We start from the raw sequence: 11,888 nt of genomic DNA on the forward strand, positions 1-11,888 counted from the left end.
GTGCCGACAATAAAGCCAACACTGCCTTCCACCTTCAAGGACACTTCATGCAAGAACAGATCCCCCCAGAGCGATTACAGCGCGGGTTGAAAAATCGCCATATCCAGTTGATTGCCCTGGGTGGCGCCATCGGTACCGGCCTGTTTCTGGGCATTGCCCAGACCATCCAGATGGCCGGCCCGGCCGTGCTGCTGGGTTACGCGATTGCCGGCCTGATGGCGTTCTTCATCATGCGCCAGCTGGGCGAGATGGTGGTCGACGAGCCGGTTGCCGGCAGCTTCAGCCACTTTGCCCACCGCTACTGGAACGAGTTCGCCGGTTTCGTCTCTGGCTGGAACTACTGGGTGGTCTATGTACTGGTCGGTATGGCCGAACTGACAGCGGTAGGCATCTATGTGCAGTACTGGTGGCCGGATTTTCCGACCTGGGCCACGGCGGCGATCTTCTTCGTGGTGATCAACCTGATCAACCTGACCCAGGTGAAGGTCTATGGCGAGATGGAGTTCTGGTTCGCCCTGGTCAAGGTGATCGCCATCGTCAGCATGATCGGTTTTGGCGCCTGGCTGCTGGCCAGTGGTAACGGCGGGCCGGATGCCAGCGTGGCCAACCTCTGGCAGTACGGCGGCTTCTTCCCCAACGGCTTCACCGGCTTGCTGATGGCCATGGCGGTGATCATGTTCTCTTTCGGTGGCCTGGAGCTGGTCGGTATCACCGCTGCCGAAGCCGACGATCCGCGCCACAGCATTCCGCGCGCCACCAATCAGGTGGTCTATCGCATCCTGATTTTCTACATCGGTGCACTGGCGGTACTGCTGTCGTTGTATCCGTGGCAGAAGGTGGTGCAGGGCGGCAGCCCGTTCGTGATGATCTTCCACAACCTGGACAGCAACCTGGTGGCGACCATCCTCAACGTGGTGGTATTGACCGCCGCGCTGTCGGTGTACAACAGCTGCGTATACTGCAACAGCCGCATGCTGTTCGGCCTGGCCAGCCAGGGTGACGCGCCGCGGGCCCTGCTCAAGGTCAACCGCCGTGGCGTACCGCTGACCGCCCTGGGCGTTTCTGCCCTGGCCACCGGTCTGTGCGTGCTGATCAACTACCTGATGCCGGGCGAGGCCTTCGGCCTGTTGATGGCCCTGGCGGTCTCGGCACTGGTGATCAACTGGGCCAGCATCAGCATCACCCACCTGAAGTTCCGCCGCGCCAAGCAGGCGTCGGGCGAGTCGACCTTCTACAAGAGCTGGGGGCATCCGCTGACCAACTACCTGTGCCTGGCGTTCATCGGCCTGATTCTGGTGGTGATGTACCTGACCCCGCCGATCCGCATTTCGGTCATGTTGATCCCGGCCTGGATCGCCACCCTGGGCGTGGCCTTCTGGCTGAAGAAAAAGGGCCAGAAGGCCCCGGTCGTCAACAACTGACGGCCTTGGCGCAAGTGATCGTTCAGCCCTGCTGGTAGCTGTCGATCACTTCCTGGGCGGCGCGGAAGGCATCGATGGCTGCCGGGACACCGGCATACACCGCGCAGTGCAGCAGCGCCTCACGAATCTCCTCGACCGTACAACCGTTGTTCAAGGCGCCGCGCACGTGGCCCTTGAGCTCTTGCGGGCACTTGAGTGCGGTGAGGGCGGCGAGGGTGATCAGGCTGCGGGTTTTCAAGGGCAGGCCTTCGCGGCTCCAGACGCTGCCCCAGGCATGCTCATTGACGAAGTCCTGCAGCGGCTGGGTGAAGTCGGTGGCGTTGTTCAGTGCGCGATCGACGAAGGCATCACCCATGACCTGGCGGCGAACCTGTTCGCCGGTTTTGTTGTTGTCGCCCATTTTTGTTTTCCTTAGTGTTGGCGGCGCCAGGCACGCAGGGTGGTGTACAGCAGCAACGCCCCCAGTGCTGGCAATGCGTAGAACAGCATCAGTTTTTCAAGTCGGCTGGCCAGTGGCATGCCGGTGGTAAAGGCCACCACGTGCAGACCATAAGCCAGGTACAGGCAGAGGAACACCAGACCTTCGGCGCGCGTCACCCGGTAGCCGGAGTAGAACACCGGCAGGGCCAGCACCGCGACCCCGAGCATCACCGGCAGGTCGAAGGCCAGGGCATTGGGTGAGATCGACAAGGGCTCGGGGGCGACCAGCGCAGTCAGGCCGAGCACCGCCAGCAGGTTGAACAGATTGCTGCCGATGACATTGCCCACGGCGATTTCGCGCTCGCCGCGCAGGGCGGCGATCAGCGAAGTGGCCAGCTCCGGTAGCGAGGTACAGACGGCCACCACGGTCAGGCCGATGACCCGTTCCGACAGGCCCAGGTCCTGGGCGACCTCCACCGCCGCCTCCAGCAGCAGATGACCGGCCATGCTCAGCAGGCCAAGCCCGGCCAGCATCAGCAGCACGCTCCCCAGCCAGAAGCGGCTACCACGTTGCGGGCGTGGGCCGGGGGCCGGGTAGGTGCGGGCATGATGACGGGACTGGTGCCAGAGCATCGCCAGGTAGCCGAACAGGCCGCACAGCAATAGTGCGCCTTCCAGCCGGCCCAGCAGTTCGTTGAAGGCCAGCAGATACACCGCCAGGCTGGCGGCGATCATCAGCGGGATATCCAGGCGCACCAGTTGCCGGGAGACCCGCAACGGAATGATCAGCGCAGCCAGGCCCAGGGTTACCAGGATGTTGAAGATATTGCTGCCGATCACGCTGCCGACGGCCACGTCGGGCGCGCCGGTGTAGGCGGCCTGCAGGCTGACGGTCAATTGCGGCGCGCTGCTGCCGAATGCCACCAGGCTCAGGCCGATGATCAGCGGCCGTACTTGCAGGCTGGCGGCCAGGCGCAGGGCGGCGCGTACCAGCAGCTCGGCGCCGGCGATCAGCAACAGCAGGCCGATGCTCAGTTGCAGCAGGCTGAAGGTGGGTAAAGCGGCCAGGTCGAAAATGGTCGTGCTCCGGGGGCAGGTCAGTCGCTGAGACTTTGTACCCGTACGCGCGCGGTTCCGCTACGGATCATCCCGAGTTTTTCCGCGGCAGCGCGTGACAGGTCGATCAGCCGGCCGCGGGTATGCGGGCCGCGGTCGTTGATGCGGACCACGACGCTGCGATCGTTGTTCAGGTTGGTGACCTTGACCTGCGAGCCAAACGGCAAGCTGCGGTGGGCGGCGGTCATACCGTGTTGATTGAAGGGCTCGCCACTGGCGGTACGTTTGCCGTGGTGACGGGAGCCGTAATAGGAGGCGGTACCGGTCTGGTCGTAACCGCGCGGGTCGATATCGTGGCTGGCGCAGCCGGCCAGCAGGGTGAAGAGCGCGAGTGCGCTGAGGGGACGCCACATCAAATCAGTTGCTCCGAGGTGAAGTGATCACCTGTGGGAGCCGGCGTTGCCGGCGATGGGCTGCTCGGCAGCCCCAGAAACTGGCAAGGCTTCGCCTTGCATCGCCGGCAACGCCGGCTCCCACAGGGTAATGCGAACTACCCTTCGAGCTTGCTCTTGAGCAATTGGTTCACTTGCTGCGGGTTGGCCTTGCCCTTGGAGGCTTTCATGGCCTGGCCGACGAAGAAGCCGAACATCTTGCCGCGCTTGGCCTCGTCGGCAGCGCGGTACTGCTCGACCTGCTCGGCATTGGCTGCCAGGACTTCGTCCAGGACCTTCTCGATCGCACCGCTGTCGGTGACCTGTTTCAGGCCCTCGGCTTCGATGATCTGGTCGGCATCACCGTCACCGGCGGCCATTTTCTCGAACACTACCTTGGCGATCTTGCCGCTGATGGTGTTGTCGAGGATGCGCTTGAGCATGCCGCCCAGGTGCTCGGCACTGACCGGCGACTGGTCGATTTCCAGGCCCAGTTTGTTGAGCAGGCTGCCCAGCTCGACCATGACCCAGTTGGCGGCAAGCTTGGCATCGCCGCACACGCCGACCACCTGTTCGAAGTAGTCTGCCTGCTCACGGCTGGTCGCCAGCACGTTGGCATCGTAGACCGACAGGCCGAACTGGCTCTGGAAGCGCTCGCGCTTTTGCGGTGGCAACTCCGGCAGGGTGGCGCGGGTGGCTTCGAGGAAGGCGTTCTCGATGACCACCGGCAGCAGGTCCGGATCGGGGAAGTAACGGTAATCGTTGGCTTCCTCCTTGCTGCGCATGGAGCGGGTCTCGTCCTTGTTCGGGTCGTACAGGCGGGTTTCCTGGATGACCTTGCCGCCGTCTTCGATCAGTTCGATCTGGCGTTGCACTTCGGTGTTGATGGCGCGCTCGATGAAGCGGAACGAGTTGACGTTCTTGATCTCGCAGCGGGTCCCGAACTCGGCCTGGCCCTTGGGGCGTACCGAGACGTTGCAGTCGCAACGCAGCGAGCCTTCGGCCATGTTGCCGTCGCAGATGCCCAGGTAACGCACCAGGGCATGGATGGCCTTGACGTAGGCGACCGCCTCTTTGGCGCTGCGCAGGTCAGGTTCAGAGACGATCTCCAGCAGCGGCGTGCCGGCGCGGTTGAGGTCGATGCCGGTGGAGCCGCTGAAGTCTTCGTGCAGGCTCTTGCCGGCGTCTTCTTCAAGGTGCGCACGGGTGATGCCGATGCGCTTGACCGTGCCATCTTCGAGGGCGATGTCCAGGTGGCCCTTGCCGACGATCGGCAGCTCCATCTGGCTGATCTGATAGCCCTTGGGCAGGTCGGGGTAGAAGTAGTTCTTGCGCGCGAACACGTTGTGCTGGCCGATTTCGGCATCGATGGCCAGGCCGAACATGCAGGCCATGCGCACCGCTTCCTGGTTCAGCACCGGCAGTACGCCGGGCATCCCCAGGTCGATCAGGCTGGCCTGGGTGTTTGGCTCGGAGCCGAAAGTGGTGGCGCTGCCGGAGAAAATCTTCGACTGGGTGGCGAGCTGGGTGTGAATCTCCAGCCCGATGACAACTTCCCATTGCATGTGGTGGTCCCTCAGAAGCCGTTAGGTGCGCGAGTGTGCCAGTCAGTCACTTGCTGATAGCGGTGCGCGACGTTGAGCAGGCGGCCTTCGTGGAAATACGGCGCGAGCAACTGCACGCCAACCGGCAGACCATCGACGAAACCGGCCGGCATCGACAGGCCTGGCAGGCCGGCGAGGTTGGCGGTGATGGTGTAGACGTCTTCCAGGTATTCAGCGACCGGGTCGTTGTTCTTGGCGCCGATCTTCCAGGCCAGGTTTGGCGTGGTCGGGCCGAGAATCACGTCGACATCGTTGAAGGCAGCCATGAAGTCGTTCTTGATCAGACGGCGGATTTTCTGCGCCTGCAGGTAGTAGGCATCATAGTAGCCGGCCGACAGGGCGTAGGCACCGACCATGATCCGGCGCTGCACTTCGGCACCGAAGCCTTCGCCACGGGAGCGCTTGTACAGGTCGGTGAGGTCGACCGGGTTCTCGCAGCGGTAGCCGAAACGCACGCCGTCGAAACGCGACAGGTTGGACGAGGCTTCAGCCGGGGCGATCACGTAGTAGGCCGGAATCGCGTGCTGCATGTTCGGCAGGCTGATTTCCTTGACCACGGCGCCGAGTTTTTCCAGCTCCTTGACGCTGGCCTGGACCAGGTCGGCGATGCGCGGGTCGAGGCCGGCGCCGAAGTATTCCTTCGGCAGACCGATGCGCAGGCCTTCGAGCGAGGCATTGAGGCTGGCGCTGTAGTCCGGCACCGGTTCATCGATGCTGGTGGAGTCCTTGGCGTCGAAACCGGCCATGCCTTGCAGCAGCAGCGCGCAGTCTTCGGCGGTGCGGGCCAGCGGACCAGCCTGGTCGAGGCTCGATGCGTAGGCAATCATGCCCCAGCGCGAAACACGGCCGTAGGTCGGTTTCAGGCCAGTCAGGCTGGTGAGTGCCGCCGGCTGGCGGATCGAGCCGCCGGTGTCGGTGGCGGTGGCCGCCGGCAGCAGGCGCGCGGCAACCGCGGCAGCCGAACCACCGGAGGAACCGCCAGGCACGTGCTCGAAATTCCACGGGTTTTTCACCGCGCCGTAGTAGCTGCTCTCGTTGGCCGAACCCATGGCGAATTCGTCCATGTTGGTCTTGCCCAGCGTCACGGTACCGGCTTCGGCCAGCTTGCTGACCACGGTGGCGTCATACGGCGCCTTGAAGTTGTCGAGCATCTTCGAGGCGCAGCTGGTGCGGATGCCCTGGGTGCAGAACAGGTCCTTGTGGCCGATCGGCGCGCCCAGCAGGGCGCCGCTCTCGCCGGCAGCGCGACGGGCGTCGGCAGCACGGGCCTGGCTGATGGCCAGTTCGTCGGTGACACTGATGAAGCTGTTGATTTGCGGATCGAGCTGGTGGATCCGCGCCAGCAGGGCACGGGTCAGCTCTTCGGAAGAAAACTTCTTGTCGGCGAGTCCGCGGGCGATCTCGGCCAGGGTCAATTGATGCATGGCAGGCTCTATTCCCTTACTCGATGACTTTCGGAACCAGGTACAGGCCGTTTTCCGTCGCCGGGGCGATGGCCTGGTAGCTGTCACGGTGGTTACTTTCTGTTACCACATCGGCGCGCAGGCGCTGAGTGGCTTCCAGTGGGTGGGCCAGTGGCTCGATGCCAGTGGTGTCGACTGCTTGCATCTGGTCGACCAGTCCCAGAATACTGTTCAGGGCATCGGTAGTGCGTGGCAGATCGCTTTCATTCAGGCCAAGTCGGGCCAGATGAGCGATCTTTTCCACGTCGCAGCGTTCAAGCGCCATGGGGATCTCCTGGGGAAACAAAAACGGATTTGGTCCGCGATGAGGAACATGCTGGCAGTATTACGGTCATAAGGCCGCGATCATGTGCAGGCTTGCTCGGAAAAACCACCAATTTAACATATTGGTGCCTTGCCCAAAATCCCCGCCGTTGTTAGAGTTTGCCGCACTTTTTTACCCACGCGTTGCCTAGGGTCACTTTCCCATGTTCAAGAAACTGCGTGGCATGTTTTCCAGCGATCTTTCCATCGACCTGGGCACTGCCAACACCCTTATTTACGTGCGTGAGCGCGGTATCGTCCTGAATGAGCCATCGGTTGTGGCCATTCGTACTCACGGCAACCAGAAAAGTGTCGTCGCTGTCGGTACTGAAGCCAAGCGAATGCTGGGCCGTACGCCTGGCAACATTGCTGCCATTCGTCCGATGAAAGACGGCGTGATCGCCGATTTCAGCGTTTGCGAGAAAATGCTGCAGTACTTCATCAACAAGGTTCACGAAAACAGCTTCCTGCAGCCAAGCCCGCGGGTGCTGATCTGCGTGCCGTGCAAATCGACCCAGGTCGAGCGCCGGGCCATTCGTGAATCGGCGCTGGGCGCCGGTGCCCGTGAAGTGTTCCTGATCGAAGAGCCGATGGCCGCCGCCATCGGTGCCGGCCTGCCAGTTGAAGAGGCTCGCGGTTCGATGGTCGTCGATATCGGTGGTGGTACCACTGAAATCGCGCTGATCTCCCTGAACGGTGTGGTTTACGCCGAATCCGTACGGGTCGGTGGCGACCGTTTCGACGAGGCCATCGTCACCTACGTGCGTCGCAACTACGGCAGCCTGATCGGTGAATCCACCGCTGAGCGCATCAAGCAGGAAATCGGTACCGCCTATCCGGGCGGCGAAGTCCGTGAAGTCGATGTCCGCGGCCGCAACCTGGCCGAGGGCGTGCCACGTGCCTTCACCCTGAATTCCAACGAAGTGCTTGAAGCCCTGCAGGAGTCCCTGGCGACCATCGTCCAGGCGGTCAAGAGCGCCCTGGAGCAATCGCCGCCGGAGCTGGCTTCGGACATCGCCGAGCGTGGCCTGGTGCTGACCGGTGGTGGCGCCCTGCTGCGCGACCTCGACAAGCTGCTGGCCCAGGAAACCGGCCTGCCGGTGATCGTCGCCGAAGACCCGCTGACCTGCGTGGCGCGCGGTGGTGGCCGTGCCCTGGAAATGATGGACAAACACACCATGGACCTGCTCTCCAGCGAATAAGCTGGAACCTGCAGTTCACGCCGCCCGGTTTACAGGTAGTGCTCACAGTGCTACCTGTATGTGCTGGGCTGACGTCCGTGTGGGCGTCATTTTCCGTCAATCCGCAAGCAGGCCGGTGCGTTGCCGTATGAATGACCTCTTGAATCGTCGTCCACGAGGAGCGGCCCATTAAACCGCTTTTCGCCAAGGGCCCTTCGCTGGGCGTACACCTGCTCGTGCTGGTTGTGCTGTCGATCACCCTGATGGTGGTCGATGCACGCTTCACCCTGCTCAAGCCTCTGCGCAGCCAGATGGGCCTGGTGCTGATGCCGTCCTACCTGGTTACCGATCTGCCCCAGCGCTTGTGGCAGGGGGTTGCCAGCCAGTTTGGCAGCCGTACCGAACTCGCTGCCGAAAACGAGAAACTCAAGACCGAAGCCTTGCTGCTGCAAGGTCGCCTGCAGAAGCTGGCGGCCCTGACCGAGCAGAACGTGCGCCTGCGCGAGTTGCTCAACTCGTCGGCGCTGGTCAACGAGAAGGTCGAAGTCGCCGAATTGATCGGCGTCGATCCCAATCCCTTCACCCACCGGATCCTGATCAACAAGGGCGAGCGCGATGGCGTGGTCCTCGGTCAGCCGGTGCTCGACGCGCGTGGCCTGATGGGCCAGGTGGTCGAACTGATGCCCTACACCTCGCGGGTGCTGCTGCTGACCGACACCACCCACAGCATTCCGGTGCAGGTCAACCGCAACGGCTTGCGGGCGATTGCCAGCGGTACCGGCAACCCGGAGCGCCTTGAGCTGCGCCACGTTGCCGACACCGCCGACATCAAGGAAGGCGACCTGCTGGTGAGCTCGGGCCTCGGCCAGCGCTTCCCGGCCGGTTACCCGGTGGCCACGGTCAAGGAAGTGATCCACGACTCCGGCCAGCCGTTTGCCATCGTCCGGGCGATCCCGACTGCTGCGCTTAACCGCAGCCGCTACCTGCTGTTGGTGTTCACCGACAGTCGTTCGCCCGAGCAACGTGCCAGTGATGCGGCGATTGCCCAGGAACAGGCGGATCGCCAGGGCCTGCCTGCTTCGGCGGTGGGTGCTGCGCCTGCCGCGTCCCCGGCTGCGCCTGCTGCGGTCACACCGGCAGCGGCCGCTTCGACGCCAGCAGCACCAGCGCCTGCCGCACCCGCCACACCGGCAACCAGTGCCCATCCGCCCGCCACGGCAGCCCCCGCAGCCCCTGCTGCAACGCCGGGCGCGCCAGTCATTTCCCGGGAGAGACACTGATGGTAAGCACCCGCAGCCGTAATGGCTGGGTCGTCTGGCTGACTTTTCTGATCGGTATGCTGCTCAGCGTATCGCCGATGCTGCCCTTCGCCGAAGTGTTCCGGCCGATGTGGCTGGCACTGCTGCTGGCCTTCTGGACCCTGGCCCTGCCGCACCGGGTCGGCATGACCACCGCGTTCGTCCTGGGCCTGGCCGAAGACGTACTGTACGGCACGCTATTGGGCCAAAATGCTCTGGTGCTGACCCTGATCACCTTCCTGGTGCTGTCGTTGCAACAGCGCCTGCGGATGTTCCCGATGTGGCAGCAGAGCCTGGTGATCCTGGTGATCTTCGGCCTGGCCCAGTTGATCCAGCTGTGGCTCAGCGCCCTGACCGGCAACCGCCTGCCGACCCTGGCGCTGATCTGGTCGGCGGTCATCAGCGCCTTGCTCTGGCCGTGGATCAGCTATGGCCTGCGTGGTCTGCGCCGCCGCCTGAGCATCAACTGAGCACTTACATTCGACGCTGACAGGGAGACGTCAAGATGACCCTGCTGTACCTGGCCTCTGGCTCGCCACGCCGCCGTGAGTTGCTGACCCAGATCGGCATTCCCTTTTCTTCGCTGAGTGCCGCGATCGACGAGACGCCGCTGCCCGCCGAGTTGGCCGAGGCTTATGTCGAGCGTCTGGCGCGGGAAAAAGCCTGCGCCGGCCTGGCGTCGTTGCCCCAGGGCAACAACAGCCCGGTAGCGGTGTTGGGGGCCGATACCGCCGTGGTGCTCGAAGGTCGAATTCTCGGCAAGCCACAACACCGCGAAGACGCCCTGGCGATGCTGGCAGCCCTTTCCGGGCGCCAGCATCAGGTGCTGACCGCAGTCGCCGTGGCCGATCATGAGCGTTGCCTGAGCGTCAGTGTCAGCAGCCATGTGCTGTTTCGCCCCATCAGCGCCGAGGAAGCCGAGGCCTACTGGGCCAGCGGCGAGCCGGCCGACAAGGCGGGCGGCTATGCCATACAGGGCCTGGGTGCCGTTTTCGTACAGCGCCTTGAAGGCAGCTATTCGGCGGTGGTCGGCCTGCCTCTAAGTGAAACCGCTGGACTGCTTGGCCAATTCGGCATCCCCTGCTGGCAGCGCCTGTCGGCCCGTTGAGCGAGGATAAGCCAGAACTGCCCTAGCCAGTCGCCAACGCGCGATCCATCATTACTGAAGTCATTTGACGAGAGCCTGCCATGAGTGAAGAGATTCTGATCAACATCACACCGATGGAATCACGCGTGGCGGTGGTGGAAAACGGTGTACTGCAGGAGGTGCATGTCGAGCGCACCCAGCGCCGCGGCATTGTCGGCAACATCTACAAAGGCAAGGTGGTGCGGGTGCTGCCGGGCATGCAGGCGGCGTTCGTCGACATCGGCCTGGACCGCGCAGCGTTCATCCACGCGTCGGAAATCTCCCTGCGCGAAGGTTCGTCGGTCGAGAGCATCAGTGCCCTGGTGCATGAGGGCCAGAGCCTGGTGGTGCAGGTGACCAAGGACCCGATTGGCTCCAAAGGCGCGCGCCTGACGACCCAGCTGTCGATCCCGTCCCGTTACCTGGTGTACATGCCGCGCACCAGCCATGTCGGCATTTCCCTGAAGATCGAAGACGAAGCCGAGCGTGAGCGCCTCAAACAGGTGGTTACCGACTGTATCGCCCAGGAGAACATCCAGGACGCCGGCGGTTTCATCCTGCGTACCGCCGCCGAAGGTGCCGGCGCCGATGAGATCCTCATGGACATCCGCTACCTGCGCAGGCTTTGGGAGCAGATCGGCACTCAGATCAAGACCGTCGGCGCGCCGACCGAAATCTATGAAGACCTGGGCTTGGCCTTGCGCACCTTGCGCGACCTGGTCAACCCGAAGATCGAGAAGATTCGCATCGACTCGCGGGAAACCTTCCAGAAAACCACGCAGTTCGTCGCCGAACTGATGCCGGAGATCGCCGATCGCCTGGAGCATTACCCGGGCGAGCGACCGATCTTCGACCTCTACGGCGTCGAAGACGAAATCCAGCGTGCCCTGGACCGCAAGGTGCCGCTCAAGTCCGGCGGCTACCTGGTGGTCGACCCGGCCGAGGCGATGACCACTATCGATGTCAATACCGGGGCCTTCGTCGGCCACCGCAACCTCGAAGAAACCATCTTCAAGACCAACCTTGAGGCGGCCACCGCCATTGCCCGGCAACTGCGCCTGCGCAACATCGGCGGGATCATCATCATCGACTTCATCGACATGGAAGATGAAGAACACCAGCGCCAGGTGCTACGCACCCTGGAAAAACAGCTGGAGCGCGACCACGCCAAGACCAACATCATCGGCATCACCGAACTGGGCCTGGTACAGATGACTCGCAAGCGCACCCGCGAAAGCCTCGAGCAGGTGCTGTGCGAGCCCTGCTACTGCTGCCAGGGGCGCGGCAAGCTGAAAACCCCCGAGACAGTCTGTTACGAGATTTTCCGCGAGATCCTTCGTGAAGCCCGTGCGTATCAGGCCGAAGGCTATAGAGTACTGGCCAACCAGAAGGTGGTAGACCGCTTGCTGGACGAAGAGTCGGGCAATGTTGCCGAGCTTGAAGCCTTCATCGGTCGAACCATTCGCTTCCAGGTCGAGTCCATGTATTCCCAGGAACAATACGATGTGGTGCTCCTCTGACTCGTTCTGAACAACATTGCGCCGTGCGTCGGCTGGCAAAGCGCCGGGTTGCGGCCATAGTTAAG

12 protein-coding genes are annotated in these 11,888 nt (G+C 63.0%); 6 read left to right on the forward strand and 6 right to left on the reverse strand.

The window, feature by feature from the left end:
- The first annotated feature begins 47 nt into the window (after positions 1–47).
- On the forward strand, positions 48–1,421 hold the full coding sequence (locus KHO53_RS15275) for an amino acid permease (protein ID WP_213570473.1): 1,374 nt from the start codon (positions 48–50) through the stop codon (positions 1,419–1,421).
- A 22-nt stretch (positions 1,422–1,443) separates the two neighbouring features.
- Here the strand turns inward: KHO53_RS15275 and KHO53_RS15280 are convergent, their stop codons facing one another.
- The 6 genes from KHO53_RS15280 to gatC form a co-directional block, all read right to left on the reverse strand.
- On the reverse strand, positions 1,444–1,821 hold the full coding sequence (locus KHO53_RS15280; RefSeq protein WP_010223409.1) for a carboxymuconolactone decarboxylase family protein: 378 nt from the start codon (positions 1,819–1,821) through the stop codon (positions 1,444–1,446).
- 11 nt (positions 1,822–1,832) lie between these two features.
- Positions 1,833–2,876 carry a calcium/sodium antiporter gene (locus tag KHO53_RS15285; RefSeq protein WP_213570627.1) on the reverse strand — a complete coding sequence of 348 codons (1,044 nt, stop codon included), beginning with the start codon at positions 2,874–2,876 and terminating at the stop codon, positions 1,833–1,835.
- 62 nt (positions 2,877–2,938) lie between these two features.
- The gene (locus KHO53_RS15290) at positions 2,939–3,310 is read right to left on the reverse strand and encodes a septal ring lytic transglycosylase RlpA family protein (protein ID WP_010223407.1); all 372 of its coding nucleotides are present in this window, start codon (positions 3,308–3,310) and stop codon (positions 2,939–2,941) included.
- A 137-nt stretch (positions 3,311–3,447) separates the two neighbouring features.
- Complete coding sequence (gene gatB, locus KHO53_RS15295; RefSeq protein WP_010223406.1) at positions 3,448–4,893, reverse strand: Asp-tRNA(Asn)/Glu-tRNA(Gln) amidotransferase subunit GatB; 1,446 nt, start codon at positions 4,891–4,893, stop codon at positions 3,448–3,450.
- A gap of 11 nt (positions 4,894–4,904) precedes the next feature.
- Positions 4,905–6,356, reverse strand: coding sequence for an Asp-tRNA(Asn)/Glu-tRNA(Gln) amidotransferase subunit GatA (gene gatA / locus KHO53_RS15300; RefSeq protein ID WP_213570474.1), 1,452 nt, complete (start codon positions 6,354–6,356; stop codon positions 4,905–4,907).
- A gap of 16 nt (positions 6,357–6,372) precedes the next feature.
- Positions 6,373–6,660, reverse strand: a complete 288-nt coding sequence (gatC, locus tag KHO53_RS15305; RefSeq protein WP_010223404.1) for an Asp-tRNA(Asn)/Glu-tRNA(Gln) amidotransferase subunit GatC — start codon at positions 6,658–6,660, stop codon at positions 6,373–6,375.
- A gap of 202 nt (positions 6,661–6,862) precedes the next feature.
- On the opposite strand from gatC, the gene mreB reads away from it, so the two are divergent.
- From mreB to rng, 5 genes are all read left to right on the forward strand, one after another.
- Positions 6,863–7,900: a rod shape-determining protein MreB gene (gene mreB / locus KHO53_RS15310; RefSeq protein WP_008371426.1), complete on the forward strand. Its 1,038-nt coding sequence runs from the start codon at positions 6,863–6,865 to the stop codon at positions 7,898–7,900.
- Between the two features lie 215 nt (positions 7,901–8,115).
- A complete protein-coding gene (gene mreC / locus KHO53_RS15315; protein ID WP_010223403.1) occupies positions 8,116–9,159 on the forward strand; it encodes a rod shape-determining protein MreC in 1,044 nt (347 codons plus the stop codon).
- Complete coding sequence (gene mreD, locus KHO53_RS15320; RefSeq protein ID WP_010223402.1) at positions 9,159–9,647, forward strand: rod shape-determining protein MreD; 489 nt, start codon at positions 9,159–9,161, stop codon at positions 9,645–9,647. Before mreC ends, mreD begins: the two co-directional genes overlap by 1 nt.
- Before the next feature lie 35 nt (positions 9,648–9,682).
- Positions 9,683–10,285 (forward strand): Maf family protein, encoded by a 603-nt coding sequence (locus tag KHO53_RS15325; RefSeq protein WP_010223401.1) that lies wholly within the window; start codon positions 9,683–9,685, stop codon positions 10,283–10,285.
- An 80-nt stretch (positions 10,286–10,365) separates the two neighbouring features.
- Positions 10,366–11,823, forward strand: coding sequence for a ribonuclease G (rng, locus tag KHO53_RS15330; RefSeq protein ID WP_010223400.1), 1,458 nt, complete (start codon positions 10,366–10,368; stop codon positions 11,821–11,823).
- The last annotated feature ends 65 nt before the right edge of the window (positions 11,824–11,888 follow it).

Origin of the sequence: Pseudomonas sp. RC2C2 (assembly GCF_018390435.1) — a bacterium.
GTDB classification, from domain to species: Bacteria; Pseudomonadota; Gammaproteobacteria; order Pseudomonadales; family Pseudomonadaceae; genus Aquipseudomonas; species Aquipseudomonas donghuensis.

What these genes read in the sequence shown, in the direction of transcription:
- KHO53_RS15325 (WP_010223401.1), top strand. Translation starts at nt 9,683, where the DNA reads ATGACCCTGCTGTACCTGGCCTCTGGCTCGCCACGCCGCCGTGAGTTG.
- mreB (WP_008371426.1), top strand. Translation starts at nt 6,863, where the DNA reads ATGTTCAAGAAACTGCGTGGCATGTTTTCCAGCGATCTTTCCATCGAC.
- gatB (WP_010223406.1), bottom strand. Translation starts at nt 4,893, where the DNA reads ATGCAATGGGAAGTTGTCATCGGGCTGGAGATTCACACCCAGCTCGCC.
- gatC (WP_010223404.1), bottom strand. Translation starts at nt 6,660, where the DNA reads ATGGCGCTTGAACGCTGCGACGTGGAAAAGATCGCTCATCTGGCCCGA.
- mreD (WP_010223402.1), top strand. Translation starts at nt 9,159, where the DNA reads ATGGTAAGCACCCGCAGCCGTAATGGCTGGGTCGTCTGGCTGACTTTT.
- KHO53_RS15290 (WP_010223407.1), bottom strand. Translation starts at nt 3,310, where the DNA reads ATGTGGCGTCCCCTCAGCGCACTCGCGCTCTTCACCCTGCTGGCCGGC.
- rng (WP_010223400.1), top strand. Translation starts at nt 10,366, where the DNA reads ATGAGTGAAGAGATTCTGATCAACATCACACCGATGGAATCACGCGTG.
- gatA (WP_213570474.1), bottom strand. Translation starts at nt 6,356, where the DNA reads ATGCATCAATTGACCCTGGCCGAGATCGCCCGCGGACTCGCCGACAAG.
- KHO53_RS15275 (WP_213570473.1), top strand. Translation starts at nt 48, where the DNA reads ATGCAAGAACAGATCCCCCCAGAGCGATTACAGCGCGGGTTGAAAAAT.
- KHO53_RS15280 (WP_010223409.1), bottom strand. Translation starts at nt 1,821, where the DNA reads ATGGGCGACAACAACAAAACCGGCGAACAGGTTCGCCGCCAGGTCATG.